Source organism: Pseudarthrobacter sp. Hb11, assembly GCF_059383655.1.
In genome coordinates this window covers 16,656-31,052 of the sequence record NZ_JBWZCM010000005.1, presented here as the reverse complement: position 1 = coordinate 31,052, position 14,397 = coordinate 16,656, and the positions used below count along the sequence as shown (strand labels likewise).

The 14,397-nt window shown below is 65.4% G+C and carries 15 protein-coding genes and 1 tRNA gene; 9 read left to right on the top strand and 7 right to left on the bottom strand.

Annotated features, from left to right (window positions below):
- Positions 1–120: 120 nt before the first annotated feature.
- From AC50X7_RS09810 to tmk, 4 genes are all read right to left on the bottom strand, one after another.
- Positions 121–193 (bottom strand) — tRNA-Thr (locus tag AC50X7_RS09810).
- A 103-nt stretch (positions 194–296) separates the two neighbouring features.
- Entirely contained in the window at positions 297–1,862 is a 1,566-nt protein-coding gene (locus AC50X7_RS09805; RefSeq protein ID WP_494978828.1) for an alpha/beta hydrolase, read from the bottom strand.
- Between the two features lie 19 nt (positions 1,863–1,881).
- The gene (locus AC50X7_RS09800; protein WP_307096563.1) at positions 1,882–3,024 is read right to left on the bottom strand and encodes a DNA polymerase III subunit delta'; all 1,143 of its coding nucleotides are present in this window, start codon (positions 3,022–3,024) and stop codon (positions 1,882–1,884) included.
- A complete protein-coding gene (gene tmk / locus AC50X7_RS09795) occupies positions 3,021–3,674 on the bottom strand; it encodes a dTMP kinase (protein WP_494978827.1) in 654 nt (217 codons plus the stop codon). The genes AC50X7_RS09800 and tmk overlap by 4 nt, the downstream gene beginning before the upstream one ends.
- 119 nt (positions 3,675–3,793) lie before the next feature.
- Here tmk and AC50X7_RS09790 point away from each other — a divergent pair, with 119 nt between their 5' ends.
- Positions 3,794–4,984 (top strand): trans-sulfuration enzyme family protein, encoded by a 1,191-nt coding sequence (locus AC50X7_RS09790; protein WP_494978826.1) that lies wholly within the window; start codon positions 3,794–3,796, stop codon positions 4,982–4,984.
- 9 nt (positions 4,985–4,993) lie between these two features.
- Positions 4,994–5,344: a DUF2516 family protein gene (locus tag AC50X7_RS09785; RefSeq protein WP_307096558.1), complete on the top strand. Its 351-nt coding sequence runs from the start codon at positions 4,994–4,996 to the stop codon at positions 5,342–5,344.
- A gap of 129 nt (positions 5,345–5,473) precedes the next feature.
- Here the strand turns inward: AC50X7_RS09785 and AC50X7_RS09780 are convergent, their stop codons facing one another.
- A complete protein-coding gene (locus AC50X7_RS09780) occupies positions 5,474–6,334 on the bottom strand; it encodes a class I SAM-dependent methyltransferase (protein ID WP_494978825.1) in 861 nt (286 codons plus the stop codon).
- A gap of 91 nt (positions 6,335–6,425) precedes the next feature.
- Here AC50X7_RS09780 and AC50X7_RS09775 point away from each other — a divergent pair, with 91 nt between their 5' ends.
- Positions 6,426–7,172 carry a phosphoglyceromutase gene (locus AC50X7_RS09775; protein WP_494978824.1) on the top strand — a complete coding sequence of 249 codons (747 nt, stop codon included), beginning with the start codon at positions 6,426–6,428 and terminating at the stop codon, positions 7,170–7,172.
- A gap of 75 nt (positions 7,173–7,247) precedes the next feature.
- On the opposite strand, the gene phoU is transcribed toward AC50X7_RS09775, so the two are convergent.
- On the bottom strand, positions 7,248–7,910 hold the full coding sequence (gene phoU, locus AC50X7_RS09770; RefSeq protein ID WP_494978823.1) for a phosphate signaling complex protein PhoU: 663 nt from the start codon (positions 7,908–7,910) through the stop codon (positions 7,248–7,250).
- A 206-nt stretch (positions 7,911–8,116) separates the two neighbouring features.
- On the opposite strand from phoU, the gene AC50X7_RS09765 reads away from it, so the two are divergent.
- On the top strand, positions 8,117–9,358 hold the full coding sequence (locus AC50X7_RS09765) for a sensor histidine kinase (RefSeq protein ID WP_494978964.1): 1,242 nt from the start codon (positions 8,117–8,119) through the stop codon (positions 9,356–9,358).
- Positions 9,355–10,035 carry a response regulator gene (locus tag AC50X7_RS09760; RefSeq protein ID WP_104043086.1) on the top strand — a complete coding sequence of 227 codons (681 nt, stop codon included), beginning with the start codon at positions 9,355–9,357 and terminating at the stop codon, positions 10,033–10,035. The genes AC50X7_RS09765 and AC50X7_RS09760 overlap by 4 nt, the downstream gene beginning before the upstream one ends.
- 100 nt (positions 10,036–10,135) lie before the next feature.
- Here the strand turns inward: AC50X7_RS09760 and AC50X7_RS09755 are convergent, their stop codons facing one another.
- Positions 10,136–10,678, bottom strand: a complete 543-nt coding sequence (locus tag AC50X7_RS09755; protein ID WP_494978963.1) for a hypothetical protein — start codon at positions 10,676–10,678, stop codon at positions 10,136–10,138.
- A 271-nt stretch (positions 10,679–10,949) separates the two neighbouring features.
- On the opposite strand from AC50X7_RS09755, the gene AC50X7_RS09750 reads away from it, so the two are divergent.
- From AC50X7_RS09750 to cysS, 4 genes are all read left to right on the top strand, one after another.
- Positions 10,950–11,432 (top strand): CarD family transcriptional regulator, encoded by a 483-nt coding sequence (locus tag AC50X7_RS09750; RefSeq protein ID WP_011690592.1) that lies wholly within the window; start codon positions 10,950–10,952, stop codon positions 11,430–11,432.
- Positions 11,433–11,529: 97 nt separating this feature from the next.
- Complete coding sequence (ispD, locus tag AC50X7_RS09745; RefSeq protein ID WP_494978822.1) at positions 11,530–12,312, top strand: 2-C-methyl-D-erythritol 4-phosphate cytidylyltransferase; 783 nt, start codon at positions 11,530–11,532, stop codon at positions 12,310–12,312.
- A gap of 17 nt (positions 12,313–12,329) precedes the next feature.
- A complete protein-coding gene (gene ispF / locus AC50X7_RS09740) occupies positions 12,330–12,830 on the top strand; it encodes a 2-C-methyl-D-erythritol 2,4-cyclodiphosphate synthase (protein WP_493994953.1) in 501 nt (166 codons plus the stop codon).
- A 9-nt stretch (positions 12,831–12,839) separates the two neighbouring features.
- Positions 12,840–14,306 carry a cysteine--tRNA ligase gene (gene cysS / locus AC50X7_RS09735; RefSeq protein WP_494978821.1) on the top strand — a complete coding sequence of 489 codons (1,467 nt, stop codon included), beginning with the start codon at positions 12,840–12,842 and terminating at the stop codon, positions 14,304–14,306.
- Positions 14,307–14,397: the final 91 nt, after the last annotated feature.

Genomic DNA, 14,397 nt, shown 5'->3' with positions numbered 1-14,397 from the left:
GCGAGCCGGCCTCGTCGTGGGCGGGGCTCTCACTGCTCGTGACCAAAACCCGGGTGCCCATTAACCAGCGAAAAACCCCGCGTCATCGTCGAAATCAACGACAACACGGGGTTTATCCCGAGCTTCCTATCAGAATCGAACTGATGACCTTTTCATTACGAGTGAAACGCTCTACCGACTGAGCTAAGGAAGCACCGCATGCTTGCCCGGAAGAACCGGGCGCCTCATGCAAGAGTCAACTGTAATAGAGTCCCCGCGCCCGGGTCAAAATGGGCGGGACGAAAGGGCTGAGGCCTTCAGCACACCGTGTTATCGGCGGGAACCTGGCCGCTGACAAGGTAGCTGTCCACGGGGTCCTCGATGCAGCTGTTGGACCGGCCGTAGGCGGTGTGGCCTTCACCTTCCCAGGTCAGCAGTGTGGCGTTGCCCAGCTGCTTGCGGAGTGAAGCGGCCCACTCGACAGGTGTTGCAGGGTCGCCTGTGGTGCCGATAACCACGATGGGCGAGTCTCCCGTGTACTCAACGGGCGCGGGCGTGCGGGTGTTCTTGTACGGCCAGTCGGCGCAGTTGGTGCCGCCGTAGGCAAAGAAATACCCGAACGTGGGCGAGTCCTGCATGAGGCGCTGCTGTTCGGCCCGCATGGCTGCGGTATCGGAGTCCATCGGGTAGTCCAGGCAGTTGATGGCGTTGAACGCGAACGTGGAGTTGGACGTATACGTCCCGTTGGCAGCGCGGTCGGCACCAAGATCGGCCAGCCGAAGCATAAGGCTCACGTCTCCGGTCATCGCCGCTTCAAGGGCCTGGGTCAGGGCCGGCCAGCTCTGATCGTTGTACAGCGGGGTTATCAGGCCGCTGACGAACATCGTGGCGTTGACCACCCGCCCGTCCTTGGCAGTGCGGGGCGTCTGCTCGACGGCGGCGATGAGGTCGCGGAGCTGCTGAACTCCTGAATCAACTGTTCCGCTGAGCGGGCAGCCGTCCTGCTCCAGGCAGCTGGCAACATATGCCCGGATGGCCTTTTCGAAGGCTCGGGCCTGCCCCCGGGTCAGCTCCTCGTTGCTGATGGACGGATCGAGGGCACCGTCAAGCACCATGCGCCCCACGTTGTCCGGGAACAGCGAAGCATAGGTGGAGCCCAGGAACGTGCCGTAGGAGTACCCGAGGTAGTTGAGCTTTGTGTCATTGACCACTGCGCGGAGGATGTCCAGGTCCTTCGCCGAGCTCACCGTATCGATGTGCGCCAGCACCGGGCCGGTCTGCTCGGCACACTGGGCTGCGATCGCCTTGTTGTCCGCGCGGGCTGCTTCCAGCCCGGCGTCGATGTCCAGGTCGTATATTTTGGCCCGGGCGGCGTCACGCTCGGCGTCCGTCATGCAGGTCACGGGGGCGGAGCGCTTAACGCCCCGGGGATCGAAGCCCACCAGGTCGTACGCGTCGCGCACTGGCTGGGAAAAGTGTGTCCCGGAGGCGTCCTTGACGAAGTCATACCCGGACGCACCGGGCCCTCCCGGGTTCACCAGCAGGCTGCCCGTTTTGTTGCCCGTACTCGGTGCCCTCAGCGCGGCAAGTTCGATGGTGTCACCCTCGGGCTTGTCGTAGTCCATCGGCACCTTCACCTTGGCGCACTGGAACTCGCTTTCGCAGGATTCCCACACCACTTCCTGCGAGTAGAACTGCTCCAGCCCGGACGGAGCGGACGCCACGATCGAGGGATCAGCCTTGGCAGTGGATGCCTCCTGGCTACGGTTGCCGCCGTCGATGAGGGTGCAGGAGGCCAGAACCATGGCAAGCGCCATGGCCCCGGCGGCACGCATTCCAATCACCCAGGATTGGGGGCGCGCGGGCAGGGGGCGGGCAGTCATCGGGTCTCCTTGGAGGGGGCTAGATCAGGCTGGCTGCCATGGACTCAATGGTCAACAGCGGGGCTACGTTGGTGGTGGTAATGCGTTCGCGGGCTTTGTTGATGGCGTCCATGCGGGCGAGAGTGGCTTCTGGAGTGGAGCGGCTGGCGAACTCCTCCAATTCACTCCTCAGCTCAACGTTCACGAGCTCCACAGCATTCCCGAGCTGGATAATCAGCACATCCCGGTAGAAGGACAGCAGGTCGGTGAGCGTCCGGTCCAGGGAATCGGTGATGGACCGCTTGGCCCGCCGCTTTTGGTCGTCCTCAAGCTGCTTCACCTGGCTCCGCATGGCCGGAGGGAGGGTTCCGGACTCCGGCGCTCCGAGGGTTGCCAGCAGGGCAGCCTTCTCGGCGGCGTCGCGTTCCTCGTTGGAGCTGTTGGCCTCGGCGGTGGCGATCTTGACCAGCTTCTCTGCCATCATCACGGCGGCGGTAACGCCCCGCAGGCCCAAGGGGAACCTCACGGTTTCCAGACGACGTTCCCGGGCGGCAGGATCCCGGGCAAGCCGCCGGGCAATACCCACATGGCTTTGTGCCGCCCGGGCCGCGCGCTCCGCCAGCGCCGGCTCCACGCCGTCGCGCTTAACCAGCAGGGCAGCCACATCGGAGGCGGGCGGCAGCCGCAAAGCCACACTTCGGCAACGCGACCGGATGGTCACCAGCACGTCAGCCGGGGACGGTGCGCACAGCATCCACACAGTGCGGGGAGTGGGCTCCTCAATGGCTTTGAGCAGAACGTTGGTGGTGCGCTCGGCCATCCGGTCTGCATCCTCCACCACGATGATCCGCCAGCGGCCGGAGGACGGCCGGTTGCCCGCCGTGGCCACCAGGTCACGCGCTTCGTCAATGGTGATGGTGACTTTTTCGGTACGGACGAAGGTGACGTCGGAGTGGGTCTCCCCGAGGATCGTCAGGCAGGCCGGGCACTGCCCGCAGCCGCGCCGGTTGACGTCCTCCTGGTCGCAGTTCAACGCCGCGGCGAACGCCTTGGCGGCATTTGACCGGCCGGACCCCGGCGGCCCGGTGAACAGCCACGCGTGCGTCAGGCTTTCACCGGTGGCCGCTTGGCGCAGTTGTTCGACGACGGCGGCCTGGCCCTGCAGGTCGTCCCAGACCGTCATGCGCCACCCTCCGCGGCCGCCAACAGTGCGTCAACGCGCTGGAGGATCTGTGCGGCAAGGTCACTCACGGGAAGATGGGCGGGCAGCACAAGGTAGGAACCGGCGCGGCTTGCGGCCAGCTCCAGGAAGGCGTTCCGGATCCTCAGGTGGAATTCATCCGCCTCTGATTCGAGCCGGTCCTCCGCGGCGTCACCGGCGGTCCGGCGCCGGCGGCCCACTGCCGGGTCGACGTCCAGCAGCACCGTAAGGTGGGGCTCCAGGCCCGAGGTGGCCCACGCATTGATTGACCGGACGGCGTCCTTACCGAGGTCCCGCCCGGCTCCCTGGTAGGCAACGGAAGAGTCGATATAACGGTCCGTCAAAACGATCTCGCCGCGCTCCAGCGCCGGCCGAATGACCTGGCTGGCGTGGGCGGCCCTGGAAGCCGCGAAGATGAGGGCCTCGGTATGGGCGTCGATGTGGCCATGGCCGTGGTCAAGGACCAGGGACCGAAGCTTCTCCCCGATGGGGGTTCCGCCGGGCTCCCTGGTCTTCAGGACGGTGAGGCCGCGGGATTCAAGGGCATCTGCAAGCCGGGCTGCCTGGGTGGATTTGCCGGCACCATCCCCGCCCTCAAACGCGATGAAAAGGCCCGCCCGTTGTTTGCTCACCGGTTAAGCCTACCCATCGCGCGCGGCAATGGCAGACTGCCGCAGGGAGTATGTGGACAGTACCGGCGGGCGGGTAACGGCTTTCCGGGGTGCCCGCACCGGACAGTAGGCTTTCCTGCATGAGTCTTTCCGAACAGCAGGCGGCTTCCCTGGCAGCCGAGACGATAGTGGTGGCCGCCGGGCGTCCCCCGCGGGAAAGGGACCAGCCGGTCAACCCTCCCATCGTCCTGTCCTCCACGTTCTTCGGCATTGGTGCCCTTGCTGATGGGGACCGCGGCTACGGCAGGTACTCCAACCCCACCTGGGATCCCTTCGAGGAAGCGCTGGGCCAGCTCGAGGGATCGGAACTGCCCGGCCTCCTGTATGCCTCGGGCCTCGCGGCCGTCAGTTCCGCCCTGTCGCTCATTCCCGCCGGGGGAGTGCTGGTCATGCCAACGCTCTGCTATTCCGGTTCCCTGGTGATGGCCGCCGAGCTTGCCCAAAAGGGTTTTATCGCACTTCGAACCGTTGATGTCGCGGATACCGAAGCAGTCAAGGAAGCGCTGGCGCCCAGCGGCCCGGCCGGGAAGGCCGCGGCCATGCTGTGGCTTGAGAGTCCCACAAACCCCATGCTCAGCATCGCCGACATTCCGGCTCTTACTGCGGCAGCGCATGCTGCCGGGGCCATCGTCGTCACGGACAACACCTTCTCCACCCCCTTGGTGCAGCAGCCCCTGGGCCTGGGCTCCGACGTCGTCCTGCATTCGGTGACCAAGTACCTGGCGGGCCATTCCGACGTCGTCCTGGGCGCCCTGGTGACGTCCAACCCGGATATCCGTTCCGTGCTGCTTCATCACCGGACCATCCATGGCGGCATCGCCGGCCCCTTCGAATCCTGGCTGGCCCTGCGCGGACTGCGGACGCTGGCGCTGCGCATCGAACGGTCCCAGGCTACGGCCATGGTCCTGGCGGAGCGGATTGCAGCGCATCCCCGGATCGAATCGCTCCGGTTCCCGGGCCTTCCCGCGGATCCTGGCCACGAACGGGCTAAAGCGCAAATGAAAGGCTTCGGTTCGATCGTCTGCTTCCAGGTAGCGGCCGTGGGCGGGATGAGCGGAGCTGACGCTGCGGACGCGGTGGTCCGCGCGGTGAACCTCTGGCTGCCCGCTACATCGCTGGGCGGGGTTGAGTCCCTCATCGAACGCCGGCGCCGGCACGCCGCAGAGCCAACAGATGTTCCTGAGAACCTGGTCCGCCTCAGCGTGGGCATCGAAAATGTTGAGGACCTCTGGGCAGATTTGAAGCAGGCGCTGGACGCGCTGGGCGGCTAGGCTGGGCTTGTGGACGGTGAACTCATTATTCGGCCTGTAGAGCAGGCAGTGTTCTTTATTCTTGCCCTCGTGGCACTCGGACTTGAACTGTGGGCCGTAGTGGACTGCGCCCGGCACCGCGCCAATGCGTTCGAGGCCACCGGGAAAAGGACCAAGACCTTTTGGATGGCCCTGACAGGGGGAGCCGCCCTCGTCGGCGTTATCTCATTCCTTGGCAGCGGCGGCTTTTTCGGCACGCTCGGCCTGTTCGGGCTCGCGGCGGTCGTCGCGGCGTCCGTCTACCTGGCAGACGTGCGACCGGCCGTGAAGGATGCCGGCCGTGGCGGCAGCCGCAACACGGGGCCCTACGGACCCTGGTGATCCCACCGGCACCCTAGGCTCGCAAGCTCGCCCGGGGAACCCTGCCGGCGTGGGGCCCATCACCGTCTGCTTAGGCTCGCAAGCTCGCCCGGGGCACCCTGCCGGCGTGGGCCCCTCAACCCGTTGGAGTTAGTTCCGCGGGGCCACTGCTTCCCAGCCCACCGTCAGCTCGCCCAGCCGCCATCTGGCCGGTCCGTCCTGAACAGGCCAACCGGCGTCGCGCAGGCTTCGGCACATGCCCTGCCAGCGCTGCCGGTTCCCAAAGGACGCCAGGGGAGCGGCTTCCAGCCAGGCCTGGTCCATCGCCTGCATCAGGGCGTGTACCCGTTCGCCGGGGAGGTTGCGGTGGATCAGCGCTTTTGGCAGCCGTTCGGCAACCTCGGAGGGCAGGTCAAAACTGCCGAACCGGACAGACATACTGAGCGAGAGCGGCCGTTCCGCATCCAGCGCCACCCACGTCACCCGCCGACCGATCTCGTCGCAGGTCCCGTCGATGAACAGGCCATCGTCGGACAGGCGGTCCTGCACCAGCCGCCAAATTCCGGCCACATCCGCTTTCTCATACTGGCGCAGGACGTTGAACGCACGCACCAGCACGGGCCGCCCGGAAACGGGAATTTCGAAGCCGCCCACATGGAAGCTCAAGCCGGGCCGCTGCAGCGGCAGTGCGGCGAGGACCCGGTCCGGTTCAATCTCGATTCCGCGCACCTGGACGTCCGGACGCAGGGCGGACAGCCTCTCGAAGAGTTCGACGGCGGTGGCAGGGGTGGCGCCGTAGCCCAGATCCACCACCAGGGGGTTTTCAGCAGACCGGAGCCGCCAGGCCTGGGGGCCCGTTAGCCAGCGGTCAACGCGCCGCATGCGGTTGGGATTGGTGGTACCGCGGGTGACGTTGCCTACCGGCCTGCCTTGCCTGCCGGCCGGGTTCCTGCCGGCGGGGTTTTTGCCGGATATCTGCGGGGCGGCCACCCGTTCAGCTTTTTGCACCACCGCCCCACCTTATCCTTGCCGCAGCCCCCGCCGCAGGGCACGCTTTGTAACGCTGGGCGGGCGGCAGCGGCGCTCGGCTAGGATGAAAATCATGACTTACAAGCTGATTCTGCTGCGCCACGGCCACAGCGAATGGAACGCCAAGAACCTGTTCACCGGATGGGTGGACGTAGACCTCAACGACCAGGGCCGCACGGAAGCAGCACGGGGCGGGGAGCTCCTGGTTGAGAACAATGTTCTCCCGGACATCCTCTACACCTCCCTGCTGAAGCGGGCCATCAACACCGCAAACATCTCCCTGGACAAGGCCGACCGCGGCTGGATCCCCGTCAAGCGCGACTGGCGCCTGAACGAACGCCACTACGGCGCGCTGCAGGGCAAGGACAAAGCCCAGACCCTTGCCGAATACGGCGAAGAGCAGTTCATGGAATGGCGCCGTTCCTACGACACCCCGCCGCCGCCCCTGGACGACGACTCCGAGTTCTCCCAGGCGCACGACCCCCGCTACGCCGACCTGGGCGACGCCCTGCCGCGCACCGAGTGCCTGAAGGATGTCCTGGTCCGCCTGCTGCCGTACTGGGAGTCGGACATCAAGGCAGACCTGAAGTCAGGCAAGACCGTCCTGGTCACGGCCCATGGCAACTCCCTGCGCGCACTGGTCAAGCACCTGGACGGCATCAGCGATGAAGCAATCGCCGGCCTGAACATCCCCACGGGTATCCCGCTGGTCTACGACCTGGATGAGGATTTCCAGCCGGTAAAGCCGGGCGGCACCTACCTGGATCCCGATGCAGCTGCCGAGGCCATCCTCGCCGTGGCCAACCAGGGCAAGAAATAAGCCACAAAAACGTACGACGGAGGGCCGGTCATTTTCGGCGACCGCCCCGCCGTCGCTTGTTCAAAAGGTCAGCTGTTAGCTGTGCTCGATGCCGGTCGGGTGCCAGGCTCCGGTGACCAGGTAGGTGACCTTCTGCGCCACCGAGACGCCATGGTCCGCGAAGCGCTCGAAGTACCGGCTGGCCAGGGCAACGTCCACAGTGGTGGCGGGCGACTCAGCCCACTCGGGGGCGGCGATGGCCTTGAACACGCTGAGGTGGAGATCGTTGATGGCCGTGTTTGCTTTCAGGATGTCCCGCGCCACCTCAAGGTCGCGCGTTTCCAGCAGCACGGTGAGCTTGTCTGCGATCTCCTGGTCCAGCTCCGCCATGTTCTTGAACGTTCCAGTCATGGATTCCGGAATGACGGTGGAGGGGAATCGGAGGCGGGCCAGCTGGGCGAGGTGCCGGGCAAGGTCGCCCATCCGCTCCAGCGAGGCGCTCATCCGCAGGGACCCCACGATCATCCGCAGGTCGCTGGCAACCGGACCCTGCAGCGCCAGGATGTCGATGGCCCGCTCGTCCAGGCTGTTCTGCAGGAAATCGATGCGGGCATCCGCGGCGATGACGTCCTGGGCGAGGTCGACGTCCGCCACCTGGAAGGAGGTGGTGGCCTTGTCCATGGCTTCGCTGACCAGGCGGGAGATCTCCACCAGCTGGTCACCGACCTGGGTGAGCTCTTCCTGAAAAACCTTGCGCACTGAGGCGTCCTTTCCTTGGAACTCCGTCCCGCCCGCTCCAGGGCAGCCGGAATTCGTGTCGCCGTTCGGCAGTCCAACTCGTTACTCTGCCAGTATGCGGTAAACGGTTAGGCCCTTGAAGATGAACGTTAGTTGAACCGTCGGTGCAGCGGTCCTGGACGCGCCGACGGCCACCTGCCAGCACATAAGGTGGAGCTGTGGATCCTATGCTCATCGGTCTGGTCGCCGGCCTTATCGGCCTGGCGCTCGGCACGTTCGGCGTGCTGGCCTTCAGGGTGAGCGAGAAGCAGCGGCACCTGCTGGACGTTGACGCCGATGAAATCGCCCTGCCCACCGGCGCCGCCGAGGTGCTGGCCGTCGTCGGACGTGCCTTTGTGGTGGTGGACGCTGTGGACGGCGTGGTCCGCGCCAGCCCTGCTGCCTACGCCTATGGCCTCGTGCGCGGGCACACTGTGGTCCACAAGGAACTCTTGGACATGACGGCAGGAGTCCGGCGCGACGGCGTCATCCTGGAGAAGCAGCTGGAGCTTCCGCGCGGCCCCCTGGGACAGGGCACCATCATCGTCCAGGTGCGGGCGGCCATGCTCGGGGAGGAATACATTCTCCTGCTCGCGGACGACCGCACGGAGATCACGCGAACGGAAGAGATCCGGAACGACTTTGTCGCCAACGTCTCCCACGAACTCAAAACCCCCGTCGGTGCCATCTCCCTGCTCGCCGAAGCCCTGGAGTCCTCGGCCGACGACGAACAGGCAGTGCGCCGCTTCGCCAAACGCATGCACAAGGAATCCGGGCGCCTGGCCGCCCTGGTGCAGGACATCATCGAACTCTCCCGGCTGCAGGGCGCAAGCGTCGCGCAGGAAGGCCGCCCCGTCGACGTCAACGCGGTCATTGCCGAGGCCGTGGACCGGTCCCAACTTCCGGCCGAGAGTAAGAACATCCGCATAGTGATGGGCGGCCGGACAGAGGGCAAGGTCTTCGGTGACCAGGACCTCCTGGTCACCGCACTGCGGAATCTGATCGACAACGCCATTCGCTACTCGCCCCCCAATACCAGAGTGGGCATCGGCGTCCGCTCCCGGGAAGGCCTGGTGTCCATCTCCGTGACAGACCAGGGTGAGGGGCTCAGTCCCGAGGACCAGGAGCGCGTCTTCGAGCGCTTCTACCGTGTGGACTCGGCCCGGTCCCGCCACACCGGCGGCACCGGCCTGGGACTGAGCATCGTCAAGCATGTGGCCTCCAACCACGGCGGGGAAGTGACCCTCTGGTCGCAGCCGGGCCAGGGGTCCACCTTCACGCTCCGCCTCCCGGAAATGGAAGGGCAGGAGGGCGAGGACGAGGTCCCGCACGCCGCCGCCTCTGGCCTGGCTGGACATGGCCACCGGAAGCCAGCCGTCACCCAAGTACCCCGCGCCGCAGGCGCAAAAGAACGAGGAGCTAACGCTTGAGCAGGATTTTGATTGTTGAGGACGAGGAATCGTTCAGCGATCCCTTGTCCTATTTGCTGGGCAAGGAAGGGTTCGAGGTGGAGGTCGTGGACAACGGCCTGGATGCCATCACTGAATTCGACCGGAACGGGGCGGACCTGGTGCTGCTGGACCTTCAGCTTCCCGGGCTCTCCGGTACCGAGGTGTGCCGCCAGCTTCGCCAGCGTTCCAGCGTCCCGGTGATCATGCTGACGGCCAAGGACTCCGAGATCGACAAAGTGGTGGGCCTGGAACTCGGCGCCGACGACTACGTCACCAAGCCCTACTCCTCCAGGGAACTGGTGGCCAGGGTCAGGGCCGTCCTGCGCCGCCAGGGTGAACCGGAGGAACTGATCTCCTCCACCGTCCAGGCCGGGCCCGTCCGGATGGACATTGAACGCCATGTGGTCAGCGTGGGCGGTGAACAGGTACTGCTTCCGTTAAAGGAGTTCGAACTCCTGGAGATGCTCCTGCGCAATTCGGGCCGGGTGCTCACCCGCGGCCAGCTCATTGACCGTGTCTGGGGCTCGGACTATGTGGGCGACACCAAAACGCTCGATGTCCACGTTAAGAGGCTGCGCGGGAAGATCGAACCGGATCCTTCAGCGCCTCGGTTCCTGGTGACCGTGCGCGGCCTCGGCTACAAGTTCGAGCCGTAGGACTGCCGGCTCCGGACAGGAGGCGTGCAACGACCCATACAAAAGGGAGGGGCCGGCCGGCCCCTCCCTTTTGTACGTGCGTTGCTTATTCCGGCCAGCCTTAGTGGCCGCTTCCGCCTCCGAGTTCGGAGGCCGTCGGCGTCGCGGACGGGCTGGGAGAAGGAGTGCTGCCTGCCGGCAGGTATTCCTTGTACTCGGGCAGCGTGGCGTCCAGCACCGGAACCTTCACGGTGTTGCTCATGTTGGTGCCGCTTTCGCTGATCTTGACGTCAACGAGTGAGCCAGGAATATCACCCGTGGTGCTCAGGATCGCTTCGGCGGTGGTGTCGTTCAGCAGGGTGGAGGAATTGGCCTTAACCGGCACTTCCGTCTGCGAGCCTGCAGCGCCGTTGAGCTTCAGGGTCACGTCCTGCGAGGAGGAGTTGTAGACCGCGCCGATTACGCGGCCGGGCTGGTCCTTCCCGGAGGACACAATGAGGATGTTGCGCAGCTGGAGCGGACCGAGGTCGGCGATGATCCCGTCCGACGACTGGTACTGCACGCTGGTCTGCTGGGAATTGGTGTAGCCGCAGCCCGACGCCAGCAGTCCGACGCCAAGGGCGGCACCCGTCAGTGCCAGCTTGGCGCGCTGGGCCCGGTTCATCGCAGTGAAACGCACGTCACGTACTCCTCGAGAGTCTTGAAAGATTATTCAGCCATAGCCTATCCGGAAAGCTGCTGGAAGGAGGATTCGACGCCGTCATATCGCCCTTGGCAGCACCTCCGGAATGCACTATTATCCGCGTTCGTCAAGGGGGTGAAGGGGGTCGATTGTGCCGATTTTCCGCGTATTTTCGCGGTTCGTGGCCCTTTTCGCGGCCGGGCATATGCCTGAATCGTGATAAACTGGTCTGCGGGAAAGGGGAAATGTCCACATGGTATTTGAGGTCGGCGAGACAGTAGTTTACCCTCACCACGGTGCTGCGAAGATTGAAGAAATCAAGATGCGCACCATCAAGGGCGAAGAGAAAATGTATCTCAAGCTCAAGGTGGCTCAGGGTGATCTGACCATTGAAGTTCCAGCAGAGAATGTTGATCTTGTTGGCGTTCGGGACGTAGTGGGCAAGGAAGGCCTGGAGCACGTGTTTGATGTGCTTCGTGCCGAGTTCACCGAAGAACCCACCAACTGGTCACGCAGGTACAAGGCAAATCTGGAGAAGCTTGCTTCCGGTGACGTCATCAAGGTGGCAGAGGTCGTCCGTGACCTGTGGCGCCGGGATCACGACCGGGGCCTTTCCGCAGGCGAGAAGCGAATGCTGGCCAAAGCCCGGCAGATTCTGATTTCAGAACTGGCGCTGGCTGAAAAGACCGACGAGGAGAAGGCTGCAAGCGTTCTCGACGAGGTCCTGGCTTCCTAAGAATTGAACCCCGGTGGCACCCAAGTGCCGCCGGGGCTTCTTTTTGCCCGGATTCAGGTCCGGGCGGGGCCGGCCGCTGGCACGTAGGCTAGTCCGCATGAGTGAAACTCCTCCGCGCCCCGTCACGGCAGTGATCCTGGTGGCCGCCGGTTCCGGGCAACGGCTCGGCTACGGCATGCCCAAAGCAGCAGTGCCGCTGGGCGGCGAACCTATCCTGATGCACGCCCTGCGGGGCATTGTCGCGTCCGGAGTCAGCAGCCAGGTGTGCATCGCGCTCCCGGCCTCCGACACGGCCCTCCGGCAGCTGTGCGAGGACTTCCGCGAGGAACTGGCTGACGGCGGCCCCCTCCTTTCCCTAGTCGACGGCGGCGCCACCCGGCCTGAGTCCGTCCGCGCGGGCATGGCCGCGCTGATGGATGGGATCGACGCGGTACTGGTGCACGATGCTGCCCGGGCCCTGACCCCGGAAGCGGTCTTCCACCGGGTGGTGGACGCACTGGCCGCCGGAGCTGAGGCGGTTATTCCTGCTGTTGCCGTCGTGGACACCGTCAAAACAGTGGCCGCGACTACCGGCCAGGACAGCGCCCTGGCGCCGGAGGTTGTCACCGGGACGGCGCCGCGGGAGAACCTGCGCGCCGTCCAGACGCCGCAGGGCTTCCGGCTCAGCACCCTCGTGAAGGCGCACGAAGCCGCGGGAACCCTGGACGAGCAGCAATCCGCCGCCGTCACCGATGACGCCATGCTCGTGGAAATGCTCGGCACCCCGGTCCACGCTGTCCGCGGCTCCAGCCAGTCCTTGAAGATCACCACTCCGCTGGATTTGATCCTCGCGGAGGGACTTTTGGAAGGGCCACTGGGCGCCCGCTGGGTGGAGGGGTGACCGTGGCTGGCATCAACGTGGTCCTGCCCCGCACCGGCATCGGCATCGACGTGCATGCGTACGCCCCGGAGGACGCGCCGCGCCCGCTGTGGCTCGGCGGGCTCCTGTGGGAAGGCGAGCGCGGCCTCGCCGGGCACTCGGACGGTGACCCGGTGGCCCATGCGGCTGCGGACGCCCTCTTCTCGGCCGCCGGAATTGGCGATCTCGGCACACACTTCGGGACCAGCCGTCCTGAGTTCGCCGGCGCATCCGGGGTAACCCTCCTCACGGAAGCAGCCAGGATCGTTCGGGCGGCCGGCTTCGAAATCGGCAACGTTGCAGTCCAGTTCGTTGCCAACCGGCCCAAATTCGGTCCCCGCCGTGAAGAATCGCAACAGGTTCTCAGCGCAGCGGCCGGGGCGCCCATCAGCGTTACGGCAACCACCAGCGACGGCCTGGGGTTCGCGGGGCGTGGAGAGGGTATCTCCGCGGTGGCCACTGCCTTGGTATATCCGAAGCCCACTGCCGCCATCGGCTAATCTGGAGCGGTGACCCTGCGCTTCTATGACACCGCCTCCGCCGAAGTCCGGAACTTCGTCCCCCTCGTCGAGGGCAAGGCCAGCCTCTACTACTGCGGGGCCACGGTGCAGGGCATGCCCCACGTCGGCCACATCCGCTCCGCCATCGCTTTTGACCAGCTCACCCGCTGGCTGACCTACCGCGGCCTGCGGGTCACGGTAGTCCGGAACGTCACTGACATCGATGACAAGATCCTCGCCAAGTCGGAAGCGTCGTTCGCGGCGGACTTTACGCCGGAGCCCGGCGAAGTGGTCCAGGAGGAGTGGTGGGCCCTGGCTTACCGCTACGAACAGGAATTCCTGAAGGCGTACGACACCCTTGGGGTATCACGGCCCACCTACGAACCCCGCGCCACCGGCCACATTCCGGAAATGCATGCCCTCATCCAGCAGTTGATGGACCGCGGGCACGCCTACCCCGCCCTGGACGGGTCCGGCGACGTCTACTTCGACGTCCGGTCCTGGAGCAAATACGGCGCCCTGACCCGGCAGAACATTGACGACATGCAGGCAGCTCCGGACGCTGACCCTCGGGGGAAGAGGGACCCCCGCGACTTTGCGCTTTGGAAGGGTTCCAAGGACGGCGAACCGGCAACCGCCAGCTGGTCTTCCCCGTGGGGCGCCGGCCGCCCGGGCTGGCACCTGGAATGCTCCGCCATGGTCACCAAATACCTCGGCACCGAGTTTGATATCCATGGCGGCGGACTGGACCTGAGGTTCCCGCACCATGAAAACGAGCTGGCCCAGTCCCAGGCCGCGGGCCACCCATTCGCCAACTTCTGGATGCACAACGGCATGGTCACCTACCAGGGCGAAAAGATGTCCAAGTCCATCGGAAACACCATCAGCCCTGCCGAGATGCTGGAACTTGCCCCACCCAGGGTGGTCCGCTACTACCTCGGCCAGGCCCACTACCGCTCCATCCTTGACTACCGGCCCACGTCACTGCAGGAGGCTGCCGCCGCCGTCGAACGCATTGACGGTTTCCTCGCCAAAGCCTCAGCCCGTTTCGGCAACGACGTCAGCATTGTCGACGGCAACTTCGGCTCATCAAGCGACGCTGTCCGTACCTTCACCGAGGCAATGGACGACGACCTCAACGTCCCGCGTGCACTGGCGGCGCTCCACGAGACGGTCCGTGCCGGGAACACCGCCCTCGCCGAAGGGGATGACGACGCCGGCCGCCACGCCATGTACGCCGTGGTGATGATGACCGAGGTGCTTGGACTCAATGCCGTGGCGGGCAACGATTCCGGCAGCGGCAAGGAAGCAACAGCGTTGGAGGTCCTGGTCCAGGCGCAGCTGCAAGCCCGCGCCGCCGCCCGCGCCGAAAAAGACTGGACCGCCTCCGACGCCATCCGGGACACATTGGCTGCCGCCGGCGTCGTCGTGGAGGATGGCCCGGACGGCGCAACCTGGAGCCTGAAGCGGGACTGAACGGGGAATTTCTCCCGCAGGCAACCCCGGGTCAGGCGATTTTACTTGGTTCAGTAGACTGGTAAGCAGACGCAGTCAACACAATCAAGGG